Annotated in this window: 19 protein-coding genes and 1 other RNA gene; 8 read left to right on the top strand and 12 right to left on the bottom strand. The window is 64.6% G+C overall.

Features of this window, described 5'->3' with window-relative positions:
- Window positions 1–130: 130 nt before the first annotated feature.
- From ACCQ03_RS07545 to tssB, 10 genes are all read right to left on the bottom strand, one after another.
- Window positions 131–1171: a hypothetical protein gene (locus ACCQ03_RS07545; RefSeq protein WP_057678997.1), complete on the bottom strand. Its 1041-nt coding sequence runs from the start codon at window positions 1169–1171 to the stop codon at window positions 131–133.
- Between the two features lie 343 nt (window positions 1172–1514).
- A complete protein-coding gene (locus tag ACCQ03_RS07540; protein ID WP_139791026.1) occupies window positions 1515–2333 on the bottom strand; it encodes a hypothetical protein in 819 nt (272 codons plus the stop codon).
- A 75-nt stretch (window positions 2334–2408) separates the two neighbouring features.
- Window positions 2409–5177: a type VI secretion system ATPase TssH gene (gene tssH / locus ACCQ03_RS07535; RefSeq protein ID WP_244669439.1), complete on the bottom strand. Its 2769-nt coding sequence runs from the start codon at window positions 5175–5177 to the stop codon at window positions 2409–2411.
- 36 nt (window positions 5178–5213) lie between these two features.
- Entirely contained in the window at window positions 5214–6224 is a 1011-nt protein-coding gene (gene tssG / locus ACCQ03_RS07530; RefSeq protein ID WP_209227947.1) for a type VI secretion system baseplate subunit TssG, read from the bottom strand.
- Entirely contained in the window at window positions 6188–8065 is a 1878-nt protein-coding gene (gene tssF, locus ACCQ03_RS07525) for a type VI secretion system baseplate subunit TssF (protein WP_209227946.1), read from the bottom strand. Before tssF ends, tssG begins: the two co-directional genes overlap by 37 nt.
- A gap of 3 nt (window positions 8066–8068) precedes the next feature.
- Window positions 8069–8572 carry a type VI secretion system baseplate subunit TssE gene (gene tssE, locus ACCQ03_RS07520; protein WP_057679357.1) on the bottom strand — a complete coding sequence of 168 codons (504 nt, stop codon included), beginning with the start codon at window positions 8570–8572 and terminating at the stop codon, window positions 8069–8071.
- Complete coding sequence (locus ACCQ03_RS07515) at window positions 8560–9393, bottom strand: type VI secretion system accessory protein TagJ (RefSeq protein ID WP_057679362.1); 834 nt, start codon at window positions 9391–9393, stop codon at window positions 8560–8562. The genes tssE and ACCQ03_RS07515 overlap by 13 nt, the downstream gene beginning before the upstream one ends.
- Window positions 9394–9425: 32 nt before the next feature.
- On the bottom strand, window positions 9426–9929 hold the full coding sequence (locus tag ACCQ03_RS07510) for an Hcp family type VI secretion system effector (protein ID WP_209227945.1): 504 nt from the start codon (window positions 9927–9929) through the stop codon (window positions 9426–9428).
- Between the two features lie 97 nt (window positions 9930–10026).
- Window positions 10027–11532 (bottom strand): type VI secretion system contractile sheath large subunit, encoded by a 1506-nt coding sequence (tssC, locus tag ACCQ03_RS07505; protein ID WP_209227944.1) that lies wholly within the window; start codon window positions 11530–11532, stop codon window positions 10027–10029.
- Between the two features lie 4 nt (window positions 11533–11536).
- Complete coding sequence (gene tssB / locus ACCQ03_RS07500; protein ID WP_209227942.1) at window positions 11537–12043, bottom strand: type VI secretion system contractile sheath small subunit; 507 nt, start codon at window positions 12041–12043, stop codon at window positions 11537–11539.
- Between the two features lie 281 nt (window positions 12044–12324).
- Here tssB and ACCQ03_RS07495 point away from each other — a divergent pair, with 281 nt between their 5' ends.
- Window positions 12325–12483, top strand: coding sequence for a hypothetical protein (locus tag ACCQ03_RS07495; RefSeq protein ID WP_209227940.1), 159 nt, complete (start codon window positions 12325–12327; stop codon window positions 12481–12483).
- Between the two features lie 458 nt (window positions 12484–12941).
- Window positions 12942–13015, top strand: a non-coding RNA gene (locus ACCQ03_RS07490) — sX9 sRNA.
- 14 nt (window positions 13016–13029) lie between these two features.
- Here ACCQ03_RS07490 and ACCQ03_RS07485 read toward each other — a convergent pair.
- Together ACCQ03_RS07485 and ACCQ03_RS07480 are read right to left on the bottom strand one after the other, a co-directional pair.
- Complete coding sequence (locus ACCQ03_RS07485; protein WP_342344375.1) at window positions 13030–13407, bottom strand: nuclear transport factor 2 family protein; 378 nt, start codon at window positions 13405–13407, stop codon at window positions 13030–13032.
- A gap of 83 nt (window positions 13408–13490) precedes the next feature.
- Window positions 13491–14462 (bottom strand): IS5 family transposase, encoded by a 972-nt coding sequence (locus tag ACCQ03_RS07480; RefSeq protein ID WP_150147813.1) that lies wholly within the window; start codon window positions 14460–14462, stop codon window positions 13491–13493.
- Between the two features lie 678 nt (window positions 14463–15140).
- Here ACCQ03_RS07480 and ACCQ03_RS07475 point away from each other — a divergent pair.
- From ACCQ03_RS07475 to ACCQ03_RS07450, 6 genes are all read left to right on the top strand, one after another.
- On the top strand, window positions 15141–17876 hold the full coding sequence (locus tag ACCQ03_RS07475; RefSeq protein WP_209226895.1) for a S8 family serine peptidase: 2736 nt from the start codon (window positions 15141–15143) through the stop codon (window positions 17874–17876).
- A gap of 486 nt (window positions 17877–18362) precedes the next feature.
- Window positions 18363–19478, top strand: coding sequence for an efflux RND transporter periplasmic adaptor subunit (locus ACCQ03_RS07470; RefSeq protein WP_209226897.1), 1116 nt, complete (start codon window positions 18363–18365; stop codon window positions 19476–19478).
- The gene (locus tag ACCQ03_RS07465; protein ID WP_209226899.1) at window positions 19471–22563 is read left to right on the top strand and encodes an efflux RND transporter permease subunit; all 3093 of its coding nucleotides are present in this window, start codon (window positions 19471–19473) and stop codon (window positions 22561–22563) included. The genes ACCQ03_RS07470 and ACCQ03_RS07465 overlap by 8 nt, the downstream gene beginning before the upstream one ends.
- Window positions 22560–24044, top strand: a complete 1485-nt coding sequence (locus tag ACCQ03_RS07460) for an efflux transporter outer membrane subunit (protein ID WP_209226902.1) — start codon at window positions 22560–22562, stop codon at window positions 24042–24044. Before ACCQ03_RS07465 ends, ACCQ03_RS07460 begins: the two co-directional genes overlap by 4 nt.
- Window positions 24045–24162: 118 nt before the next feature.
- Window positions 24163–25185, top strand: coding sequence for a sensor histidine kinase (locus ACCQ03_RS07455; RefSeq protein WP_150147621.1), 1023 nt, complete (start codon window positions 24163–24165; stop codon window positions 25183–25185).
- The gene (locus ACCQ03_RS07450; RefSeq protein ID WP_057679337.1) at window positions 25182–25793 is read left to right on the top strand and encodes a response regulator transcription factor; all 612 of its coding nucleotides are present in this window, start codon (window positions 25182–25184) and stop codon (window positions 25791–25793) included. Before ACCQ03_RS07455 ends, ACCQ03_RS07450 begins: the two co-directional genes overlap by 4 nt.
- The last annotated feature ends 275 nt before the right edge of the window (window positions 25794–26068 follow it).

The raw sequence follows: 26068 nt of genomic DNA, 5'->3' as shown, positions 1-26068 counted from the left end.
ATCGCCAAGCATCGCCCTGGCAAGCGGTTTGCCGAGCGCCTTTCGAACCTCCGCCTGATGGTGTTGCCGGCGTTCTACACACTGGAAACGGCGCAATGAGGGCGTGGGCCATGATCAGCGCACGTCTGGCTCACGCCGCGTTGCCTTGACCGAAGTGACCACGCACCTCCGTCATCATCCGGGCGACCTTGCTCTTGCTGGTCACGAAGAAATCTTTCTTGACATGGGTTTTCGCCGGCTGCGCCGCTGCGGTCAGCCCTTCCAATTGGAGGTTCGATCGCTCGACCAGCTTGCGTGCATGCCGGACCGTCGGCGCGATCTTGCTCTCCTGCATCGTCTCCAACTGCCGCATCCAGCCAGGCAGTCCGATATCGGCAACAAACAGGTTGGCCACGCTCGATGTATCGGCACTGATCAGCAGATAGCAGCCCAGGATCGGGCAATCCCTGAACACCTCGATGCTCAGCGAAGACGGCGTCTGCAGCCAGCGGTTGCCCGCACGCATTTCCTTGATGTCCATGCCGATGACGGTGAGCTTGAGCACGAAATCGGCAATGAACCCGGCAATGCCAGGCCCCATGGTCGAGGCGACGCCCATGTCCAACGAGAGGCCGGCAAACTTGGTCGCCAGGCCGACACTTTGATTGGCCCAGTCGATCCCGCCGATCAGCAGCTGCGTCTCGATGATGTGCTGCACCGAATCCACCGCTGCCTGCGGCGTACCGCTGCGGAAGCCGGAACGATAGTCGCCGGCCACCATCTTGTAACGCATATGGGTGTCGCCGATGACCTGGGCCGATATTTCGGCCCACTTCTTGGCGGAGTAGAAGATCCCGATGATCGGCAGGATCTCCTTGCACAACTCGCCTGCCGCTTCGGATCCAAGTGCCGCCACGATCTCGTGGAAGCCCTCCACGTCCGCAGCGTCGGCGACGAATTTCTCTGCCGCCGCGGTAATCTTCGGGATGGCCGCCTCGGTGACCTTGTCCTTGATCATCTGCTGGAACTCGTAGATCGCCACGCCGGTGCCGAATGCGTTGCCGGACGCGTAGCCGCGCTTGCCAAAGCTCAGGCGGGTGCCGTTGAAGGTCTGGAACAGCAGATTCCGACGCGCCTTGGCGACGACCGCCAGCGCATCGAATTCTTCGCGACTCAGGGCAGATGTGGTCATACAAGTCCTCGTGGTAGTGGGCGTGCCTACTGCGGAGGGCGCATCGATACCGCCGGCCCAATCCGCGTCCCGTTGGGCACAGAACGCCCGGGATGATTTGACAGGCAGGGCGTCGATCGAGGAAATCAAACCTGGCGATGACACGCATCTGCACCACCGATACCGCGTCCAGACCTATCTGGTGGATTGCTGTGCGATGGAATGCAATCGCGCACAAAGGCGAAATCCTGAATCACCGCTCGCGGCATTCCCGCGCCGGGCCAATACATCTGCAGCATGTGTCTGCTTCACCGTGGCCAGCGCCAGTCATCCTCGATGACGCCCACGCTTGTCTGTCCCTGGCTCATCCACATGCCTGTTTCAAGCGTGCCTTGACGCGCTCCCGGTCCGCCACGCTGAAGCACGTTATCCGGCCATCCATGTTCAGCGATATGAGGCATTTATTGTCGGTTGCCCGATACACCGAGTAGACGATGTAGTCCGCCACATCCACGTGCGTGCAATGCACCTCGATACCCACTTCAAGATGGGTCTTACCTCGAAGGTGTTCCTCGACCACCGACATGTACGTATTGAGTGCGTAGTGCCCTGCAACCAGGTTGGCGGCAATCGTCGATCCTCCAAGCGATACGGCCTGTAGATGGCACCACTCGTAGTGGTCGCGCGAGCCCAACGTGAAACGCCCTGCATTCGGTGCACCAAATTTCTGTGCATGCTCCCAAGCTGCAGCACCCATGGGTAATTTCGTGTTCTTCTGGCGTTCCCCGGGTAGCGCCGCTGCGATCCTCGTGCGAGGCAGTTGCTTGAGCGTGAGACCGGATGGCGGCCCAAGCCGCAGATTGGTCTCCATGTCATGCGTGGTGAAACGCATCGCGGGCGTGTACTGCTCGGCCGGGGCCCAGGCGTCATCCTCGCTTTCGCGCGTCTTTCTGCGCTTGGCATCCGGCATCTGGTCCTCGTCATCCGAGGCGTCTGCATAGTTGACCCGTGCGCGCTTGCGGCTTACGTCCCGCCTCGCCACCTGAAACTCGTACAGGCGGCCGGCTTCAGCCGTGGTTCTACGGGTAATCAGCTGTCCGAACGGATGCAGTGTGCCCACGCAGTGCTCGACCAGACAGCCGATGTGATGGTTCTCGCGAACAAGGCGATTGAAGGTTTCCAACCCGATCGCCATTTTGTCCCCGCAGGCACTGCACTTGATTCGCCTCCAGCTCACCGACACATCCTCCTTGTTGAGTTACGAGATCGCGTAGGAGAAGCGTGTGTCGTGTCCCGTGATCCGTACACTCGTCGCGCGCGTACCCGCGATCTGCCGCGCCAAAAACTCCCGACTGATCTCCGGCAACATCGAATTGGTCAAAATCGCATCAATCATCCGCCCACCCGACTCGCTCTCGGTACACCGGCTCACCACCAGCTCAACAACTGAATCGTCGTACTCGAACGGAATCCTGTAGCGCTCCTCGATCCGCTGCTTGATGCGGTTCAACTGCAGCCGCACGATCTGCCCGAGCATGGCGTTACTGAGCGGGTAATACGGAATCGCCACCAATCGTCCAAGCAATGCCGGCGGAAACACCTTCAACAATGGCTCGCGGATCGCCTTGGCCATGGCTTCCGGATCCGGCATCAATTCCGGGTCCTTGCACAGGCTGGCGATGAGGTCGGTGCCGGCGTTGCTGGTGAGGATGATCAAGGTATTGCGGAAGTCGATGCGGCGGCCTTCGCCGTCTTCCATCCAGCCCTTGTCGAACACCTGGAAGAACAGTTCGTGGACGTCGGGGTGGGCCTTTTCCACTTCGTCCAGCAGCACCACCGAATAGGGCTTGCGTCGCACCGCTTCAGTGAGCACGCCGCCTTCGCCGTAGCCGACATAGCCCGGGGGTGCGCCCTTGAGCGAGGAGACGGTGTGGGCCTCCTGGTATTCGCTCATGTTGATGGTGATCAGGTTCTGTTCGCCGCCGTACAAGGTTTCCGCCAGTGCGAGTGCGGTTTCGGTCTTGCCGACGCCGGAGGTGCCGGCGAGCAGGAACACGCCGATCGGTTTGTCCGGGTTGTCCAGGCCGGCGCGGCTGGTCTGGATGCGCTTGGCGATCATCTCCATGGCGTGGTCCTGGCCGATCACGCGCTTGGCCAGTAGCTCGGGCAGGCGCAGGACGGTGTCGATCTCGTTGCGCGCCATGCGCCCGACCGGGATGCCGGTCCAGTCGGCGACCACGGCGGCCACCGCCTGGTAGTCGACCGTGGGCAGGATCAAGGGCGATTCGCCTTGCAAGGCGGCTAGTTCGGCCTGCACCAGCTGCAGGCGTGCGAGCAGCGTGTCGCGATCCACGCGTATTGGCGCTTCGAGTACGGCAGTGTCGCCAGACGCTGCCTGTGCGACAGCGGCATCGGCATCGGTGTCAGCCTCGGCCTCTGCTTCCAACGCACTACCGGTGCCTTCCACCGGCGCATTGCTGCTGCGCAGTCGTGCGCGCAGCGACAGCAGCTCGTCGACCAACGCCTTTTCGGCACCCCAGCGTTGCTCCAGATCACGTAGGCGGCCGTGCTCGCTTTCCAGCAGGCCGGCACAGGTAGCAGCACGCTCCTCCACCACGATGCCAATCGCACGCTCGCGTTCGATGATGGCGTGCTCGGTGTCCAGCGCTTCGATGCGGCGGCGGCTGTCGTCCACCTCGGCCGGCGTGGCGTGCAGGCTGACCGCGACGCGCGCGCAGGCGGTGTCGAGCAGGCTCACCGATTTGTCCGGCAGCTGGCGCGCGGGGATATAGCGGTGGCTGAGCTTGACGGCCGCTTCCAGCGCTTCGTCCAGGATCTGCACGCGGTGGTGTTGTTCCATCGTCGAGGCGACGCCGCGCATCATGCGCACCGCCTTGGCTTCGTCCGGCTCGTCCACCTGCACGGCCTGGAAGCGCCTGGTCAGTGCAGGATCTTTCTCGATGTACTTCTTGTACTCGGCAAAGGTGGTCGCGCCCACGGTGCGCAGCGTGCCGCGTGCCAGCGCCGGCTTGAGCAGGTTGGCGGCATCGCCGGTACCGGCCGCGCCACCGGCGCCGACCAGGGTGTGGGTTTCATCCACGAACAGGATGATGGGCTTGGGGCTGGCCTGCACTTCGTCGATCACCGCGCGCAGGCGCTGTTCGAACTCGCCCTTCATGCTGGCGCCTGCCTGCAACAGGCCCACGTCCAGCGTGCGCAGTTGCACGTCCTTCAATGCAGGCGGCACATCGCCACGGGCGATGCGCTGGGCGAAGCCTTCCACCACCGCGGTCTTGCCGACACCGGCCTCGCCGACCAGGATCGGGTTGTTCTGGCGGCGGCGCATCAGGATACCGACCACCTGGCGAATCTCGTCGTCGCGGCCGATGATCGGATCGAGCTTGCCCTCGCGCGCTTGTGCGGTGAGGTCGGTGGTGAATTTCTTCAGCGCTTCCTGCTTGCCCATCGCGGCCGGGGCGATGGCGCCGCTGGCCTCGCCCGGTGCAGCGGACTGACCCAGCGAAAATCCATCGCTGGGCAGCAGGCCGCCTTCCGGCGAGCCGGCGACGATCTGCGCGAAGTGCTCGTCCAACACTGCAGGCTTGAGCTTGTCGAACTCCTTGGAGATCGCCAGCAATGCATTACGCAAGCCACGTTCGCTGAGCATGCCGACCACCAGGTAGCCGGTGCGCACCTGCGCCTCCCCGAAGCTGAGCGAGGCATACACCCAGCCGCGCTCGACCGCTTCTTCGACATTGGCCGACAGGTCGGTGACGGCGGTGGAGCCGCGCGGCAGGCCATCCAGCGCGGTGGTGACATCGCGCGCCAACGCGGAAGGATTGAGCTGGAAATGCTTGACGATGCGGTGCAGGTCCGAGTCCTGCAGTTGCAGCAATTGATGCAGCCAGTGCACCAGCTCCACGTACGGGTTGCCGCGCAGCTTGCAGAACACGGTGGCGCTTTCGATACCGCGATAGGCCAGTGGATTGAGCTTGCCGAACAAGGCGGCGCGGCTGATGTCTGCCATGGGAACTCCAGGGGAAGGCGGAAGCGGAGAGAAGGATCAGGACGGCGCGAGTACGAGCTGGTCGGCGTCGACCGGGCGACGGTAGTGACCGAGCCAGAGCGACAAGCCCATGCGCTGGCCCTGCCCCATCAGCGGCAGCGGCACATCCTGGCGTGCCAGCACCAACTGCAGGTCCCAGGCCCGCTCGTCGCCCACGTAGCCACGCACGGCGGCGGTGAGTACATCCAACGCGTCGCCGCCGGGCAGGAACTCGCGATAGCGCGCGATGTCCAGCGGGCCGATGCGCAGGCGAAAGCGATGCTGGGCATTGCGCGCCAACGCGCCCAGCGTGGCTTCCCGGCCCAGGCGCGCGGCTGCCAGCCCCATGCGCAACCGTCCGTCTTCGGGCAACGGCAGCCAGTTGGCGACGAACTCCTGCACCTGCACCGGGACGTCGAACAGCCCGACCAGCACGGCACGCAGGCCTTCGGCATTGCGTGCCTGGGCGACGAAGCGGCCGGCGAAATGGCGACGCGCGGCGAGCGGCATCGCATCGCGCCCACGCAGCGCGGGCTGGTCCACACCGGTCAGCGCATCCAGCCGCGCGCCGAAGCGGTCTTCGCCCGGGCGGTCCATCTGCACGGTGGGACGCGCATCGGCCCAGGCGCGATACCACAGCGCGATCATCCGATGGTGGAACATATCGGCGAACGCGGCAAAGGTCGGGTCGCCGGCGCCTTCGCGTTCGATGGCGTGTTCGGTCAGGTGCAAGGGCAGCGCGCCATGCGGTCCGAACAATCCCAATGACAACGTGCGCAGCGTCGGCGGGCGGCCGTCCGCAGCGACCTGCAGGCTGTCGATATCGCGCGGCGGAAATTCCAGCGACGCCCGCTGGCCCAACCGCACGGGCTCGTCGAGCGGCCGCGCCGCCTGGCCCAGCCGCGGCTGCGCCGGATGCGCGCACTCCAGCCGACGCAAGGCTTCGAACAGCTCGAAGTCCTGCGGTTGCGCATCCAGCCGCGCCAGCAAGGCTACAGAATCGGTCGATTGCCGAGATGGGCTGGCCATCGGGCGACCTCGTTGCGTTCGAGCGTGCACAGCACGGTCTCGGTAAAGGAATTCAGCGATGCCTGGCGGGCGAACACATGCCGCAGCACCGAGGCAAGCAAATACACGCCCTGCCCTTCGAAGGCGGCATCGTCGCAGGTTAGAGTGATCTCTAGACCGCGACCGTAGGTGGCCGGGCCCGGCACCGGAATGCGCCGCACGATCGGGCGCGAGGCGATGCGGCGTACGCCGTCCACCTGTCGCCGCGCCGCGGCATCGTGCGGGTCGTGGTACAGCGTGAGCATCTCGCGCAGCGCAGTGGCGCCGTCGTCGCCGGCATCCAGCAGCGAGAGATAGTTCAACTGCAAGTGGCTGATCAGGCGCCAGCGGGTGTCGCCGGCGGTAATGCCCGAGCGTGGCCGTGTCGGCCCGGCCACGCAGCGGATCGACGCTACCGGACCGCCTTCATCGAGTACGAAATCGGTGTTGGACTTGCCCACCGGCATATGCAACGGCAAGTCGCGGTTGCTGCACCACAGCTGCATACCCAGTTGCCGCAGCTGGTGCGGATATGGCGCCTGGTCGCCATCGACCAACGACAGGAACACCTCGCTGCCGACATAGCTCGAACGTGGCCCGCTGCGACGCTGCGCGGTCGATAGCCGTCGCGGCTGCCGCCGCAGCGCATAGAAGGCCGAGCGCCGTTCATGCCAGCTGCGTGGCTGCGCACCGTAGAACGGCTCGAAGCGTTGCATCGGCGTGTTGCTGTCGCCGAAGCCTTCGACCTGTTCCACGCCATGGATCTCGAAGTCCATCGGTCGCGTGCGGTCGGCCAGCACATGATGCTCGGAGATGCCCGGGTGCAGATGGATGCGATCGCCGCGCTGGGCGAACAGATTGATGGCCGGCGTGCAATGCAGGCGGAAGTTGCTCGCATCCACCGCGTTATCGAGCCGCTCCACGGCGCGATCGAACCACACCACGATCTCGAACTCCGCGCAGGCTGCGCGCGGCAGCACCTGCGCCAGGCCGTCGAAAGCGGCGAACATGAAGCGCTCCGGGCAGGCGAAGTATTCCTGCAGCAGCCGATAGCCGCTGAAGGAGCGCTCGCTGCGCGGCAGCAACGCCTGCTCGTCGTCGAAGCCCTGCGGCTGCAGATGCTCGGGGCCGAACGTGCGGCTGAGCGGTTGCCCGTCCGCGGAACGCGCGCGCACCACGAACCCCAGCGCATTGGCATGCAGTTGTTCGTAGAGATTGCCGGCCAGGCCATCGGCACCGGTGATGAAGATCGGCAGCGTGTCCAGCGCCAACATGTCCAGGCGCAAGCCGGCATGGACATTGAAGCCCAGGCGCAGGCCGGCGCGCGCGCGCGGCTCGACCGGTATGCCGAGCGTGGCCAGCGCTGCCGGCGAGGCCAGGTAGCTGGCGGCGGTCAGACGCAGCGGCCACAGCGTCACCGGATGCGCGGTCCGATACTCGCAGGCAGTACGATCGCCATGGCCGATCAGCGAGCGCAAGGCGCTGCCCCGCGCCACCAGATGCCCCGCCGGGCCGATGTCTTCGCCCTGCTCCGGCTGCAGCTCCACCACCGCCATCGACGGCACCGGCGACAGGAAATGCGGGTACAGCATTTCCATCAGGTGCTGCGCGAACACCGGCTGCTGCGCCTCCAACTCGAGCTGCACGCGTGCGGACAGAAACGCGAAGCCTTCCAGCAGACGTTCGACATACGGGTCGGCGCAGTCGATGCCGCTCATGCCCAGCCGGCCGGCGACCTTCGGATAGGCCTGCGCGAACTCCGCACCCATCTCGCGTACGTGCTGCAACTCGCGGTTGTAGTGATGGAGCAGGCGCGGGTCCATGGCTCAGTGCGCCCCGGACGACAGGCTGAAGCGACCGGTTTCCAGGTCGAGATCGGTGCGCAGATACAGCGCCAGCGGCAGCGGCTGCGCCCACAGTTCGGAATCGATGACGAAGGACAGCGACATCCGGTCCATGCGCCCGGTATCCACCTTGGCGGTGACCTGCAGGCTGGCCGCAGCCAGGCGCGGTTCGAAGGCCACGATGGCGGCATGAATGCGATTCTGCAGTTCGGCCACGTCCAGCCCGACCAGGCGGGCGCCGGCCAGATCGGGAATGCCGTAGTTGAGCACCGAGGTGGCGACATGCGGATACGCCTGCAGCGCATCCTCATGCCAGTGCCGGGTGCAGTTGAGCAGCCAGGCCAGGTCGCGTATGACGCAGTCGCGCAGCTTGGCCGGACCGATCGCACGCGCGTCGCGACTCTCCGCCAGCTCGTGCCGGCGGTCGTCGATCAAACGGTCCAGCAGCGAGGGCTGCAAGCGCTCTTGTTGACTCAGTTCGGCCATGGCGTGCCCACCACGGCGGTATCGAATGCGATGTGGCGGATGTCGAGCACGGGATAGTCGCCCGCGTCGCCGGCCAGCAGGCGCTGCCCCAGACCGCGTGCAGACAACTCCTCGCCCTCCCAGGCAGTGCACTGGCCGAGGCGGATCGTGCCGTCCTGGCTGTGCTGGCTGCCGGGGTAACGGCATGGCACCACGCCGCGCGTACGCGCGCCGCTGCGCCATTGGATCTCCACCGATTGCCACAGCAGGTCGCGCAAGCTGGTGGGAGCCTCGAAGCGCAGGCTACGCAGTTGGGCGAACGGCACCCAGGCGTAGCCCGCTTCGAGGATGACCTCCAGGCACGGTCCAAAACGCGGATCGGCATCCGCCAGCCAATCGAATCGCTGGCCATCGATCTGGCCAGCGACAGCGTCGGCCTGCGCAAGCGCCAACGCACGCCGCTGCGCGGCCTGCGCCGGAGCGCCCTCACCATCGTGCTGCAAGGCCTGCAGCAAATCGTGCTGCCACGGTGGCACCTGGCCAGGCATCAACGGCATCATTCGCCCGGCCAGCACCTGCTCGCGTTCGAGCTCGGCGTTGAGAATGCGCGCATAGGCGCTTGCGAACGCAGTCCAGCCCTGATCGAGCTCGGCAGTCAGCCCGAGTTGCTGCTGCGCCCGCTCCCATTCGCCAGCCACGGCCAGCAACTGAAACAGGCCGATACGCCCATTCGCATCGGCGGGGCATTGCCGCACCCACGCCTTGGCAGTCGCCAGCGACGCCTCGGGGTTGCCCGCCTTGAGCAGGCGGGCGCAGGTCTGTTCGGGATGGACGGCGGACATCGACATCGGCGCTCCAGTCGGACTGCGTTGGCTCAGGACTTCTTCACTTCCTGCATGTTGAAGGTGAAGTCCTTGGTGCCGCCCTGCTTCTTGCCCTTGTCGTCCTGCGGCTGGAACGAGTACTTGAACTTGCCGAAATGCAGGGTCACGTTCTCGGTCAGACGATCTTCGCCACCGCTGCCGCCGGTGGACACCGAGGTGATTATCACGCCCTCGCTGAGCTCGATGGTGACGTAATCGGTCTGCTCGCCGGTGGCGTTGGTCACGTACAGCGTGGCCGAGTCCACGCGCGCGCCCGTGCAGCAGGCATTGAGCAAGGCGTTGGAGCAGCTGTCGATGTACTTGGTGATGGAAATATCCTGCACGTTGGCCTTGCCGCCGGCCGCATATCCGGCGCCGGTGTGCAGGTTGCCGGTGTTACTGGTGCCCCACGACCAGGCAATGATCGGCACCTCGTCCTTGTGCTTGGAATGGTTGGACGCGCCTTTGATCTCGACGTCGCCGGAGCCGAATTTGAGATGCATATCGAAAGCCATGAAACTTCTCCAGTGGTGGATGGTGCAGGAAGGGAAAGCCGATCCCGCGGCTACGTCAGTCGCAGGTCGTCAGTCTTGAAGCGAAGCGTCTAACCGATCAGGCGGCTTGCGCCGATGGCAAGCGCGAGACCAGGCGTAGCGAGACCGTCAGGCCTTCGAGCTGGTAATGCGGGCGCAGGTAGAACTTGGAGGTGTAGTAGCCGGGATTGCCCTCGACCTCTTCGACCACCACTTCGGCGGCGGCCAAGGGCTTGCGCGCCTTGGTTTCCTCGCTGGACTTGGCCGGGTCGCCGTCGACGTAGTTCATCACCCAATCGGTCAACCAGCTCTGCATCTGCTGGCGCGTGCTGAATGAGCCGATCTTGTCGCGCACGATGCACTTGAGGTAATGCGCAAACCGGCAGCAAGCGAACATGTATGGCAAGCGTGCGCTCAGCGCCGCATTGGCGGTGGCATCCGGGTCGTCGTACTCCTCCGGTTTGCCCAGCGACTGTGCACCGATGAAGGCTGCCATGTCGGTGTTCTTGCGATGCACCAGCGGCATCAAGCCCATCTTGTCGAGTTCGGCCGAACGGCGGTCGGTAATGGCCACCTCGGTCGGGCACTTCATGTCGACACCACCATCGTCGGCCGGGAAGGTATGCGTCGGCAGGCCTTCCACCGCCCCACCCGACTCCACGCCGCGAATGCGCGTGCACCAACCGTACTGCTTGAACGAGCGGTTGATGTTGACTGCCATCGCGTAGGCTGCGTTCTGCCAGGTGTAGCGCGACGAATCGGCGCCCTGGGTGTCTTCCTCGAAGTCGAACGCTTCCACCGGATCGGTCTTGGCTCCGTACGGCAAGCGCGCCAGCGTGCGCGGCATGGCCAGCGCCAGGTACTTGGCATCCTCGCTCTGGCGCAGCGAGCGCCACGCCGCGTAGTCGGGGGTGGAGAAGATCTTGGCCAGATCGCGCGGATTGGACAGCTCGCTCCAGCTTTCCATGCCCATCAGACTGGGGCTGGCGGCGGCAATGAAGGGCGCATGCGAAGCGGCGGCGATCTGGCTGATGCCGCGCAGCGTGTCGACATCCTGCGGGCTATGGTCGAAGTGATAATCGCCAATCAGGCAGCCATATGGTTCGCCACCCAGCTGACCGTACTCGGCTTCGTAAATTTTCTTGAACACCGGGCTTTGGTCCCAGGCCGTGCCCTTGAAGCGCTTGAGGTTCTTGGCGAGCTCCTTCTTGGACACGTTGAGCACGCGGATCTTCAACTGCGTATCCGATTCGGTGTTGCTCACCAGATAGTGCAGGCCGCGCCATGCCCCCTCCAGCGCCTGGAATTGCGGGGCGTGCAGGATGAGGTTGAGCTGCTCGGTGATCTTGCGGTCGATCTCGGCAACATACGCATTGATGGTCTGCGCGAGATCGTCGCTGATGATGTCGCTACGCTCCAGCACCTGTTCGGCCAGGGTACGCACCGCCAACCGCACTTCTTCGCCGGCGCGTTCGCTGCGCGGACGGAATTCGCGGGTCAGCAGCGCCGCAAAGTCGTCGGATTGACTGGTTAGCGGCTGGGCATCGGCAAGGTCTTGGGCAGCGGAAGAATTCTGGGTCGCCATGGGGTTACTCGTCCGTCGACTTGGGGGCTGCGACCAGCAAGCGCAGCAGGGTGGGATCCTTGATCGCATCGGCGATCAAGCGCTCGGCGCCGGCCTTGCCGTCGAGATAGGTGCCCAGATTGGCCAGTTGGGTGCGCGCTTCCAGCAGCTCGGCCAGCGGTGCCACCTTTTTCACCACGGCGGTGGGCGAAAAATCGTCCAGGCTGTCGAAGGTGATATCGACTGGCAACTCGCCGCTGCCGGTGAGGGTGTTGGAAACGCTCATTGCCACCCGCGGTTGCATGGCACGCAGCCGGCTGTCGAAATTGTCGACATCGATTTCAACTGCCTCGCGTGCTTCCAGCGCCGGCAGGTTTTCCGTATTGGCACCGGACAGATCCGACAACACCCCCATGACAAACGGAACCTGCACCTTCTTTTGCGAGCCGTAGATTTCGACGTCGTATTCGATCTGCACGCGAGGCGCGCGATTCCTGGCAATGAACTTCTGACTGCTGCTGCGAACGGACATGCGACCTCCGATGATCTGCGTGGTTGCTGGCCGCTACGGTTGCAGCGGCCGCGTGGCAAAGGCGTATCCCTTGCATCGGATGTGCATCGTGTGCGCTGCCGTCGGCGGAATGAAATCGAACGCCGGGATGGCAGGTATGGGTGTGCGTGATGGGCCAGGTCGCCGAATTCAACGACAACCACGGCCCATGCCGGCGCAACGCTTGAGTGCGCTCGCTTGTCCTGCGAGGGTACTTGGGCAATGCCCATCTGCAGGTTGCGTCGAGCCCGCGCAAAGCGCGTATGGCCAAGCGTGTGTTCACCCTGATCGCGCTCTACGCAGGCTTCATCGATAGGTTGGACCACGCGCAGCAGGCAGTCGCGATCATTCCCGATGGCATGGCGATCACGCGGCCGGTCACGCCATGCGATATCCGCCTGCCTGTCTGCATGCGGATGTAGAACTGGACACCAGGATCGACGATGCAGTATTGCGAAGCAACAGCCTCAATCGGGTACGCGCTTGGGGCCCCATGACGCAGCCACGTGCGGTCTCTCTTGCGATCCGCCGGCAACGCGTTACCTGCCGCCCCGCCTGTATGCGGCATTGTTTCCATTGGCAGGTCTGTGACGGTCTATGCGCGGACCAGTGCGTATGGCGGGCTACTTGACGACACCAGCGTCGGTATGCAGCGCGAAGCCGGAACGGCTTGGTAGCCGTCCTCAGCATGTCGATAGCACTGCTCACGTGGATTCGATCCACGGGCAATGGCCAGTCAATCCTGCGAAGTGGGACCGACCGAAGAACTCATTCGCTTCCTTGCAAAGGATAGTTAGCTGGACGGAAACGTGGATCTAGGAGCAGCAAACCAAACTACTGCGCAGCCGCCAAACGGGCGCGGCCGGTACGCGGAATCGGCATGTACCACTCGTACACGCCGTTTCCTGTGCCGTCCGCACCCGCCTGACGACTGCTCGCTACGGTTTGTTGGCCGCTTCAGATCCACGCTATTCCAATGCTGCATCAACCCGCACGATCAGCCCATCCGAATCAATTCTGATCAGCAGCGTCCCAATCTCATGGCCGAAGTCGCCTGTAAAGTCGACACGCACCCGCACTTGATTTGTGCCCATCTTCCGGACGGTCAGCAACCGGGTAGATGTGTTGTAGCCAACGAAATACTCCTGGATATAGCGCTGGATGCCGCGTTTACCGATGAACACGTGCCCTGTCGATGGGTCGTCAATCATGCCGTCTTCGGCAAACAGTGCGAGTACTGCCGCCACGTCAAACGCATTCGTGGCAGTGATCAAGGCATTGACCACTGATTGCAGAGCTTTAGGGAAGGTCTGAACAACGCGATCGGAGGATGTGGTAAGCCATATCGGTCGCGGTGACCGCGCTCAGATCCTCGGTTTTTCGCCGTTTTTGGCGCTTTTTCGGGGTATCGTCCCGATTACGGGCGCACCTACCCCGCGGCGGTAATGAACTCTTTGCGCTTCAGCCACAGATTCGACAGCGCAAACAGCATCAGCATCTGTGCGGTGTTCTTCGCCAAACCGCGATAGCGCACCTTGACGTAGCCAAACTGGCGCTTGATCACCCGAAACGGGTGTTCCACCTTTGCACGCAGGCTGGCTTTTGTGTGCTCCCAGCGCTTGGCCAACTTCAGTTCGCGCTTGTTCTTAATCTGCTTCAGCTTCGAGGGCTTCTCCGCGATCAGGTAGCGCAGTTTGCGCTTGCGCTTCATCTCCTCGCGTTTCTCAAGCCCGGTGTAGCCGCTGTCCGCGCACAGCGTGTCCTCCTTGCCGTGCAGCAGCTTGTGCGCTTGTGTGATATCGGCCACGTTGGCCGCCGTGCACTCCACGTGGTGCACCAGCCCGGAGTCATCGTCCACCCCGATGTGCGCCTTCATCCCGAAGTAGTACTGGTTGCCCTTCTTGGTTTGGTGCATCTCCGGATCGCGCTCGCCATCCTTGTTCTTGGTCGAGCTGGGCGCAGCGATGATCGTGGCGTCCACGATCGTCCCGCCGCGCAAGCTCTGCCCCTTGCGCGACAGGTGCGCGTTGACCCGATTGAACAGCTTGCGCGCCAAATCGTGCTGCTCCAACAGATGGCGGAAGTTGAGAATCGTCGTCTCGTCCGGCACCTCATCCAGCCCGCCGATCTTGGCGAAACGGCGCATCGACACCGTGTCGTACAGCGCTTCTTCCGCCGATGGATCGCTCAGTGCATACCACTGCTGCAAAAAGTGGATGCGCAGCATGGTCTCCAGCCGATACGGCTGTCGCCCCGGCTGCCCCGACTTCGGGTAGTGCGGCTCGATCAGCGCCAGCAGGTCCTTCCACGGCACGACCTGGTCCATCTCGGCCAAGAACACCTCACGCCGCGTCCGCTTGCGCTTGCCGTTGTACTCCGCGTCGCCGAAGGTCAGCTGCATCGAAATCGTCTACTCGGGTCGTTGATCGATTGTGGCAGATCACGATGGATTGTTCAGAGTTTCCTTAGCTTACTCAGTATATTTCTGGGAATACATTCAGCGGAACAAAAAAGCAAAATGCGCAAATTAGTATAATTTTCCGGCAAGAAATCCGACCACGCACGTACTGCGCTAGAGTCCGTTAGAACCGCTAACTTGCGCTTGAACTCGCTACTGGGGTAGTGTTTTCACCGACAAAGCTGACGGCATTCCCTGATTCCCGAAGACCTTAGTCGCATTTATGATTGCCGCCCCGCGAGATTTGTGACGCATTATTGTTGGGCACGCTCCGACATTAATCTGCTGCGCGGCCTGCTAGTGCGCAACTAATTCATTTCGGCTATGGATTAAATCGGCAGACCCTATTTGGGCAGATTTTCTCTGAATAGCAACTGTCCGTTCAGATTTCAGAGATCCTGGATAGCGCCGTTAAACAGTTTCGCAAGCACTGGGTAATACGTACGTATTTTTCAGATGCTCCGCGGGCGCATTCCGTTGGGGACAAAGCGCAGCGGCCGATAAATGAATAACGCGTGAAATTAAATGCCTTCGTCGGCGATCGCCGGCGCGGGGACCTTCTGCGCCAAATTTGAATCACCAGCAGCAGCGGCGCACCCAAAAACTGGAACCGACCAACCAATGAATCGCTCGCTACTGGCTACCACCATCGCCTCCTGCCTCGTCCTCACCGCCTGTGGCGGCGGTGGCGGTGGCGGCAACGTGCGTAGCGACCCGCCGCAGACCACGGTGATCGCACCGACCCCGACGACTCCGCCGCCGGCAGCGGACCCGCTGCCCAAGACCACGCCTGCCCCGACACCGGCCCCGCCTCGCTATCAGGGCGTAGGCAGCAATCTACTGGTGCCGACCAATGCGGATCTGGCGCAGCAGGCGGGCGCGCGCGGCCAAGGCGTGAAGCTGGCAGTGCTGGACGACAACCTGGTGCCGAGCTACGCACCGATCAGCGGCAAGGTCGACAGCTTCAACGATTACACCGCCAGCCCGGGTACGCCCGAATCGTCGGCCAATGCCCTGCGCGGTCATGGCACGATCGTCTCTGCGCTGGTGCTGGGCTCCGCGCAGGACGGCTTTGCCGGTGGCGTTGCGCCGGATGCGGACCTGTTCTACGCGCGCATCTGCGCCGAAAATTCCTGCGGCACGCAGCAGACCCGTCGCGCGGCGGTGGACCTGGCCGCGGCTGGCGTGCGGATCGCCAACCTGTCCATCGGCGCCTCCTACCCCGATGCCACCGCCAGTGCCAACGCTGCGCTGGCCTGGAAGTACGCTCTGACCCCGTTGGTGCAGGCCGATGCGCTGATCGTGGCCTCCACTGGCAACGAAGGCGCGGCAGAAGCCTCCTACCCGGCGGCAACGCCGGTGCAAGAAGCCAGCGTGCGCAATAACTGGCTGGCCGTGGGCGCGATCAATATCGATAGCGCCGGCAATGCCGCCGGCTTGACCAGCTATTCCAATCACTGCGGCGCCGCTGCGCAGTGGTGCCTGGTCGCTCCGGGCACCTACACCGCCCCGGCGCTAGCCGGCACCGAATTGGGGGGCCAGATTGCCGGCACCTCGTTCTCCACTGCCGCCGTCAGCGGTGTCGCCGCGCAGGTGCTGGGCGTGTATCCGTGGATGAGCGCCTCCAACCTGCAGCAGACCTTGCTGACCACCGCCACCGACCTGGGCGATCCGGGTGTGGACGCGCTGTACGGCTGGGGCCTGGTCAATGCGGCCAAGGCGATCAAGGGCCCGGGCCAGTTCGCAAGCAACTGGGCGGCGAATGTGACCGCCGGCTACGACAGCACCTTCAGCAACGACATCTCCGGCGTGGGCAGCCTGACCAAGAACGGGACCGGCAAGCTCACCCTGAGCGGCAACAACAGCTATACCGGCGGCACCAGCATCAGCGACGGCGTGCTCGCACTGTCCGGCAGCCTGCGTTCGGATGTCATCGTGTTGAACTCGGCCACGTTCGAATCGCGCGGCGGTGTGATCAACGGCAACTACAGCCTGGTCAACAACACCGGCACCACCTCGCTCGAGTTGGGCAAGGGCCTCACCGTCACCGGCCGGGCCAGCTTGAAGGGCAATCTGCTGTTGCTGCCGGAAGCGGCCGGCTACACCGTCGGCAGTACCGAGAAGATCGTCAAGGCCGGCGTCCTGCAAGGCACGTTCGACCGCGTGCAGTACGCCAACAATTTCTTCTGGACCGCGGCACTGTCTTACGACCCGACCACCGTCACCGCGACCCTGACCCGCAATGCCTCCGCGGCCAGCGCACAGGCAGCCGGTGCGCCGCAGTCGGTGGTCAACGGTGCCAACCAGGCCGATGCGTTGGTCAATGTGCTGGATACGCGGGTCGCCTCGGGCGACACCGACAACCTGGGTGGCCTGATCAGCGCCACCGGTTCGTTGATTGGAGCATCCGATGCGCAGGTTGCCGCATCGCTGCCGACCCTGACCGGCCAGGTGCATGGCATCGAGCGTACGCTGGGCTTCCAGTCCGCGCTCAACGACGCACGTGTGGCCGCCGACCGCCTGCCCTACCTGGCCGATACCACCAGCTTGACCACCTGGATGCAGGGCAGCTACCTGGACGGCGACCTGGGCCGTCGCGGTTTCGATTCGGCCGATTACACCCAGCAGGCCACCACCTTCGGCGTGGATCTCCCGATCGGCAACGCCGGCACCATCGTCGGTGCGGCGGTGACCTCCGGTCAGGACCGTGCGCATATCGCGGCGTCCTCGAGCCGTCTGCGTTCGGACCGGTACGCGATGACCGCGTACCTGTACCAGCCGATCGGCAAGTCGTATCTGTCGGCGATCGGTTCGTACGGCATGAGCAACGTCGAGACCGAACGCGACGTGCTGGCCGGCAGCATCGGCGAACGCTTGCAGGACCGTCGCCACGACACCAACTGGTCGGCGCGCGCGGAATTCGGCCTGATGCCGCAGGCCGGGTTGTCGCCGTTCGTGGCCGCCGGTGTGGTGAGCCAGACCCAGGATGCCTTCAGCGAAGCCTCGGTGACAGGACTGGGCCTGAGCGCGAACAGCGACACCCTGCGCGCGGGGTACGGCGAGGTGGGTGTGCGTGGCCATCTGGCACGCGGCAACTGGGGCTTCGATGGTCTGGTGGCGTATCGCTCGCTGCTGGGCAACCCAAATGCCGACTTCTCGGCGTGGTTCACTGGCTTGCCGGAAGCGCGTTTCAATGTCGCCAGCGAGCCGGTGTCCAAGCAATCGCTGCGCGCCTCGGTTGGCCTGCGTTACCAGCTCAACGATGCGTTCTCCATCTACGGCAACGTGGGTGCCGAGCGCGCTCGTGCGGACACCAACAGCATCAATGCCAATATCGGTCTGCGCTGGCAGTTCTGATCGCAGCCGATGCAGCGGTGCTGCAGGCGATGCAGGTGAGGATGTCGCGCAGACCGTTGCGTGACAGATCAACAAAAGGCCCCGGCATGTCCGGGGTCTTTTGGTTTTAGCCGCATGCCAATACTGAACTGCCAAGCGCCTGGCTGCTACGGCGTCTTGCGTACCAGTCACGCGCAGACGATACGAAGGTATATCGATGCGATGTCCATGGACTGGCGAAAACGCCCGGAAACCCCTGGTTTCGCGCGCCGACGGCTGGCACCATGCACGCCGTCGACGCGGCTGCAGCACGCGTTGCAACTGCGCCGGCCCCGATGGCTGGCGCGCAACCTCACACCTGTGGCGATGCGCCATGGGTGCCAGGCGATGCCGATGTACGCCGCTGCCGGCAGCGCGTAGATCCATTGCCGCTGCACCCGCGGCCTGCGTTCGCGCATCGCCGACCGCAGGTGCAACGCCTTCCCTCTCCCCCGTTCGAGTCATCGCATGTCGTCCCTCTTCCTGCGTTCTACGCTGGCAGCTGCCTGTGTGTGCAGTTTGCTGGCTGGCTGCGGAGCCACGCCGCCACCGGCTGCTCCCTCGCCGCTGCTGATCCACACCAACGCGCAGGTGAGCGTGCCGGCGCACTCGCCCTTGCGTGCCAGCCTGCGCGTGCAGGCGGTCCGCAGCCAAGCCATCGCCCCGCTGCTGCAGATGCCGGCCGTGATCGAGGTGCTGCCCGAACGCCTGGTGCGGGTGGTGCCGCCATTGGCCGGGCGCGTGGTCGCACTGCCCAAGACCCTGGGCGACACCGTGCATGCGGGCGATGTGCTGTGCGTGCTGGATTCTGCCGAACTTGCCAATGCGTATAGCGAGGCCGGCAAGGCGCGCGCCACGCTGGAACAGGCGCGTCTGGAACTTGCCCGGCAGAAGACGCTGGCAGCAGACAGCATTTCCGCTGCACGCGATCTGCAGGCGGCGCAACAGGCCTTCGACAGCGCAGGGAACGATGCGCGGGCGGCCAGCGATCGTCTGGCCCAGCTGGGTGTGGCTGCGCAGGCAAGCTCGCATCGGCGCTATGTCCTGCGTGCGCCCATTGCCGGCCGCGTGGTGGACCTGAGCGCGGCGCTGGGCGGCTTCTGGAACGACACATCAGCGTCGCTGATGACGGTGGCCGATATCTCGCAGGTGTGGCTCACCGCCAGCGTGCCGGAACGCGAAGTTGGCCAGGTCTTCGAAGGTCAGCCGGTCACTGCCAGCCTGGATGCCTATCCCGGCCGACGCTTCGTCGGCCATGTGCAACACGTCGATGATTTGCTCGACCCCGCCACCCGCACGTTGAAAGTCAGGGTGGCCTTGACCAACCGCGACGGTCTGCTCAAACCGGGCATGTTTGCGCGCGCCCAGTTCCAGTCGCGCCCCCAGCAGGCGTTGCTGGTGCCCGATAGCGCGCTCTTGCAGATGGGGCTGTACACGCGCGTCTTCGTCGAAACCGCGCCGTTCGTGTATCGCTCGCGCATCGTGGCCACCGGCCGCGCGATGGATGGGTATACCGAAATCCTGTCCGGGCTGAAGGCTGGCGAGCGTGTGGTGATCCAGGACGGAGCCCTGCTCAATGATTGAGGCGATCATCACCACCTGCTTCCAGCGTCGCGGCATCGTCTGGCTGGTCTTCGTACTCATTGCGTTATACGGCACATGGAGCTGGACGCAGCTACCGGTGGAAGCTTACCCGGACATCGCAGATGTCACCTCGCAAGTGGTCACGCAGGTCCCGGGCCTGGGTGCGGAAGAAGTGGAACAGCAAATCACCGTGCCGCTGGAACGCGCGTTGATGGGCACGCCAGGATTGCATGTGCTGCGCTCGCGCAGCTTGTTCGCCCTATCGCTGATCACGCTGGTCTTCGACGATGGGACCGAAGGCTATTTCGCGCGCCAGCGCGTGCTGGAACGCATACAGGCGGTCACCCTGCCCTATGGCGCGATTCCCGGTCTCGACCCGTACACCTCGCCCACCGGCGAGATCTATCGCTATACGCTGGAATCGAAGACACGCAGCCTGCGCGAGCTGTCCGATCTGCAATTCTGGACGGTGATTCCACGCCTGCAGAAGGTGCCAGGCGTGGCCGATGTCACCAACTTCGGCGGCCTCACCACGCAGTTTTCATTGGCGCTGGAGCCGGACCGCTTGACCCGTTACGGGGTGTCGTTGCAGCAGGTCAAGAGCGCCATCACCAGCAACAAAGCCGATGGCGGCGGCAGCGTGATGGATCGTGGCGAACAAAGCTACGTGATTCGCGGCATCGGCCTGCTGCATTCGTTGCAGGACATCGGCAACGTGGTGGTGAGCAGCAGCAATGGCGTGCCGGTCCTGGTCAAGGACCTGGGCGAGGTGCGCTACGACAATGTCGAGCGACGCGGCATTCTGGGCAAGGACGGCAACCCGGACACGATCGAAGGCATCGCATTGCTGCTCAAGGACAGCAACCCGTCGGTGGCCTTGCAAGGCATCCACAGCGCTGTGGAGGAGCTCAACAACAGCGTGTTGCCCAAGGACGTCAAGGTAGTGCCGTACCTGGATCGCACCGCGTTGATCGACGCCACGTTGCACACGGTGAGCGCCACGCTGACCGAAGGCATGCTGCTGGTGTGCGTGGTGCTGCTGATCTTCCTGGGTAGCCCGCGTGCGGCGGCGATCGTGTCGTTGACCATCCCGCTGTCGTTGTTGATCGCCTTCATCTTCATGCACCACCTCAAGATTCCGGCCAATCTGCTGTCGTTGGGCGCGATCGACTTCGGCATCCTGGTCGATGGCGCGGTGGTGCTGGTGGAAAACGTCTTGCGCCTGCGCGAAGAAAGCAGCCAGCGTGCGTTGACGGCGCGCGATGCGATCGACGCCACGCTGCAGGTGGCGCGGCCGATTTTTTTCGGCATGGCCGTGATCGGCTGTGCGTACCTGCCGCTGCTGGCGTTCGAGCGCATCGAATACAAGCTGTTTTCGCCGATGACCTACGCGGTGGGCGCGGCCTTGATCGGTGCGCTGCTGGTGGCGTTGACACTGATTCCTGGCCTGGCGTGGCTGGCGTTCCGCAAGCCGCGCAAGATGCTGCACAACCGCGTCCTGGAAACACTGGGGCAGCGCTACCGTGCATTGCTGGAACGCAGCGTGGGCCGACGCGGTTGGCTACTGGCGTGCGCGGTACTGGCCCTGTGTGTGCTGGCGGTATTGGGGGGCAGCATTGGCCGCGACTTCTTGCCGTATATCGACGAAGGATCGCTGTGGCTGCAGGTGCAGATGCCGCCAGGCATCACCCTGGACAAGGCCGCCACCATGGCCAATGCCTTGCGCAAGGCCACGCTGGAATTTCCCGAGGTGTCGTACGTGGTGACCCAGACAGGGCGCAACGACGATGGCACCGACTACTGGACGCCTTCGCATATCGAAGCGAGCGTGGGCCTGCGCCCCTACAAAGACTGGCCGGCCGGCATGGACAAGCAGGCCTTGATCGCTGCGCTGGGCGCGCGCTATGCGCAGATGCCCGGTTACACGGTGAGCATGATGCAGCCGATGATAGACGGCGTGCAGGACAAGCTCTCCGGCGCGCACAGCGACCTGACCGTGAAGGTGTTCGGCGACGATCTGCAGCAGGTGCGCGGCGTTGCCGACCAGGTGGCCGCAACCTTGCACAAGGTGCCGGGCGCTGCGGACATCGCCGTGGATGTGGAGCCGCCCCTGCCGAACCTGCAGGTGCGTTTCGACCGCGCGGCGGCGGCACGCTATGGCATCAACGCGGCCGATGTGTCGGATCTGATTTCCACCGGCATCGGCGGCAGCCCGATCGGGCAGATGTATCTCGGCGAGAAGAGTTACGACCTCACCGTGCGCTTTCCGCAACGGTATCGCAACGATCCGCAGGCCATTGGCGCGTTGCGTCTGCGTACCGCTGCCGGTGCCGAGATACCGCTCTCGGCGATGGCCAGCATCACGACCACCAGCGGCCAGAGCGTGATCGTGCGCGAGATGGGCCGGCGCAACATCATCGTGCGGCTCAACGTGCGCGGGCGCGATCTGTCCAGTTTTCTGAGCGATGCGCAGGCCACGCTCGCGCGACAAGTGCGCGTCGACCCGCAGCACATGCAGCTGGTGTGGGGCGGCCAGTTCGAGAACCTGCAACGTGCCCAAGCGCGCCTGCTGGTGGTGCTGCCGACCACGTTGTGCATCATGTTCGTGTTGCTGTTTGGCGCGTTCGGCAACCTGCGCCAGCCGACATTGGTGCTTGCTGCCGTGCCGCTGGCCATGATCGGCGGGCTGGCTGCATTGCACCTGCGCGGGATGACGCTCAATGTCTCCAGCGCGGTAGGTTTCGTCGCCCTGTTCGGGGTCGCGGTCTTGAACGCGGTGCTGATGCTCGCGCAGATCAACCGGCTGCGCCACGACGTGGGCATGCCATTGCGCGAGGCGGTGGTGGCCGGCGCGGTGAGCCGCATGCGTCCGGTGCTGATGACCGCGACGGTGGCAGCGCTTGGCCTGGCACCGGCAATGCTCGCCACCGGCCTGGGCAGCGATGTGCAGCGCCCCTTGGCCACGGTGGTGGTTGGCGGACTGGTCACCGCCACCGTGCTCACCCTGGTGTTGTTGCCATCGCTGTACTACCTGATGGAAGCCTTCGTCGCGACGCGCCAGGGCCGCCAGGAGACGACCGCATGAAAGATGTTCGCAACGCATTGCTCGCCAGTGCCGTGGCGGTATCGCTCGCCGCCTGCGCCGTGGGACCGGACTTTCATCGCCCCGCTCCGCCCGCTGCAGATCGCTACACCGCCAATGCGTTACCGGCAACGACCGTGGCCGCCGACACCGCACATGGTGGTGCGCAGCAGTTCGAGCCCGGGCAGGACGTGCCGGCCGCCTGGTGGCGCGCCTTCGGTTCGCCGCAACTCAATGCCGTGGTGGAGCAGGCATTGCGTGTCAATCCGGACTTGCAGGCCGCTGACGCAGCGCTCCGCCAGGCGCAACAGATGCTGGCCGCGCAACGCGGTGCCTGGCTACCGCAAGCGGATCTGCATGTGGATGCCAGCCGGCAACGCGACTCGGTGGTGCCGGCGCCGGATGCCGGCATCGACACACCGTATGCGCTACGCACCGCCCAACTCAGCGTCAGCTATACGCTGGACGTGTTCGGCGGCACGCGGCGGCAAGTGGAAGCGGCCGATGCGCAGGCACGGGCGCAGCGCGATCAGCGCGATGCGGCGTACCTGAGCCTCACCGCCAACGTAGTGAACGCGGCTATTGGCGAGGCGTCCGTGCGCGCGCAACTGGATGCGGCGCGCGCGCAGGTCGCCATCGCCGAGCAGCTGCGCACGCTCACCGAACGCCAGCAGGCGCTTGGCGCCGTCGGTGCAGCGCAGGTGCTGGCCCAACGCACTGCGCTGGCACAGGCGCAGGCCGCGGTGCCGGGGCTGGAAAAACTGCTGGAACAGCAACGGACCCTGCTCGCGATTCTGGGCGGGCACTTGCCCAGCGACGCTGCGGGTGAGGCATTGACGCTGGACACGTTGCAGCTTCCGGCGCAGCTGCCGTTATCGCTGCCCTCGCGGTTGGTCGACCGCCGTCCGGACATCCGCGCCGCCGAAGCGCAGGCGCACGCTGCCAGCGCATTGATCGGCGTGGCGGCGGCTGCACGCTTGCCATCGATTACCTTGAGCGCGGCCAGCGGCGGCTCTGCATCCAGTGTCGGGCGCATGTTCGCGGCCGGCAATACGCAATGGTCGGTGGCCGGCAGCCTGCTGCAACCGCTGTTCCATGGCGGCGCGCTTGCGCATCAGCAACGGGCGGCCGAAGCTGGCTACATGCAGGCCATGGCGCACTACCGCAGCGTGGTGCTGAACGCATTCGGCGAGGTTTCCAACGCGCTGACCGCGCTGCAGGGCGACGCGCAGAGCCTGCGCGCCTGTGCCGATGCACAGGCGCTGGCCGAGCGCACCCTGGCGCTGGTGCAACGTCAACACGCGGTCGGTGCTGTGGGCATGGCAGATCTGCTGCAGGCGCAGCAGGCCTTCCAAAGCACGCAGGCCGCTACGGTCCAGGCACAAGCCGCGCGCTACGCCGACACCGTGGCGCTGTACCAGGCCCTGGGTGGCGGGCCGTGGTGGTCGCCAGCGACCCAGACGCCCAAGCCCGCGGTTCCATGAATCGCGCGCCGCAGCCAGCGCCGGTTGTGTCACGGCGGCGCCGCCTGCTGAGACAATCGCCGCCATGCGCATGACCTCTCTCTTCCGCTCCCCACCCACGCGTACCGACCTGCTTGGCATGGTCGGGCTGGTGGCCGGCATGGCGGCGATCTTCGTGGCCGATACCGTCACCGACTACGCGGTGGCGGCAGCCTTGTTCTATACGTTGGTGGTGCTGCTGTCGGTACGCCTGCTCACACGCGCAGGCGTAGTCGCATTGGCTGCCACTTGTCTGGCGCTGATCGTGCTCAGCTTCCATCTCACCCCGGCCGGCAGCTACCGCGTGGGCGTGATCAACTCCTGCATCAGCGCGGTGGTGGTGGCGGTCACCACGTACCTGGCGGTACAGATGGAAGCGGCAAAAGCCAGCGCACATGCCGCACAGGCACGGCTGTTGCGGCTTACACGCAGTGGCAGCATGGGCGGGCTGGCCGCATCGATCGCGCACGAAGTCAATCAACCCTTGGCCGCCATCGTGACCAGCGGCAATGCCTGCCAGCGCTGGTTGGCGCAGCAACCGCCCAACCTGGCCAAGGCCGATGCCGCACTGGAGCGCATGCTCGCCGACGCCGGCCGCGCCAGCGCCATCATCGCGCGCATGCGGGCACTGGCGCGTGGCGAAGCCAGCCAACGCCAGCGGCTGGATCTAAACCGCACCGTGCTCGACATGATCGCGCTCACCCGCGGCGAAACCGAGCGCCATGGCATCGCGCTGTCGCTGGAGCTGGACCCTGCCCTGCCCGCGGTGCTGGCCGATGGCGTACAGATCCAGCAGGTCATCGGCAATCTGTTGCTCAACGCAATGGAGGCACTGACCACCCTGCCGGACGAGGCGCGCAGCATCCACGTACGCTCGCACACCGATGGAACGTGGGCATGCCTGTGCATCGACGACACCGGCCCAGGTTTGTCCGACGACGCACTGGCGCATGTGTTCGAAGCGTTCTGGAGCACCAAGGACGATGGCATGGGCATCGGCTTGAGCATCAGCCGCACCATCATGGAAGCCAATGGCGGACAGATCTGGGCCGAGCCGGCTGGTGTACGCGGCGCGCGCTTCGGCCTGCGTCTGCCCCTGGTCGCGACGGAGCGCAGGCAATGAGCGATCTGGCCCCGGTGGTATATCTCATCGACGACGATGCCTCGATGCGCGCTGCACTGGAAGATCTGTTCGCCTCGGTCGGCTTGCAGGTCTACGCGTTCGGTTCCACCGATCAATTCCTTGCGCATCGGTTGCACGAGGTACCCGCCTGCCTGGTGCTGGACATTCGCATGCCGGGCCAGAGCGGGATGGAGTTCCATCGGCGCATGGTCGAATCCGGCGTTGCCCTGCCCACCATCTTCATCACCGGTCATGGCGATATCGCGATGAGCGTGGAGGCGATGAAGAACGGCGCGATCGAATTCCTGACCAAACCATTTCGCGATCAGGCCCTGCTGGATGCGATTCAGGACGGCATCCGCCGCGACCGTGCGCGCCGCCAAAGCGAGGCGGTGGCCGCAGCCTTGCGCGCTCGTTGGGAGTCGCTGACCAGCGGCGAGCAGGATGTCACGCGACTGGTGGTGCAAGGCCTGTTGAACAAGCAGATTGCCGCGCGCTTGCACCTGAGCGAGATCACCGTGAAAGTGCGGCGTGGCCAGGCCATGCGCAAGATGCAGGCCGGATCGCTGGCCGAACTGGTGCGGCTGGCCGAACGCATCGGGCTGTGATGCGCGCGATGTGACCGTTGTTGGCGTGCTGTACTGCATGACAGCGTACGCACCATCGGCGGGCATCCAGCCATCGTGACGGCATGCGTGCTTTGGGATGGCAGCGCGCCATGCAGCGGCACGCGCGCAGCGCGTCTTCGGCCATGCACTGAGCTGATCGCCGCAACGCACACGAACGCTTGCGTGCGCACCGTGCGACGCGCGCGACCGACACAGAACCGCAGGCAAAAAAGAACGCCCCGGCATCCGGGGCGTTCTTGCATTCCAGTGTCAAG

It is taken from the genome of Xanthomonas sp. NCPPB 3569, assembly GCF_041475645.2.
In the GTDB taxonomy this organism is placed as follows: domain Bacteria; phylum Pseudomonadota; class Gammaproteobacteria; order Xanthomonadales; family Xanthomonadaceae; genus Xanthomonas; species Xanthomonas phaseoli.
The sequence above is the reverse complement of the archived record's forward strand: the minus strand, read 5'-3'. Positions and strand labels throughout refer to the sequence as shown.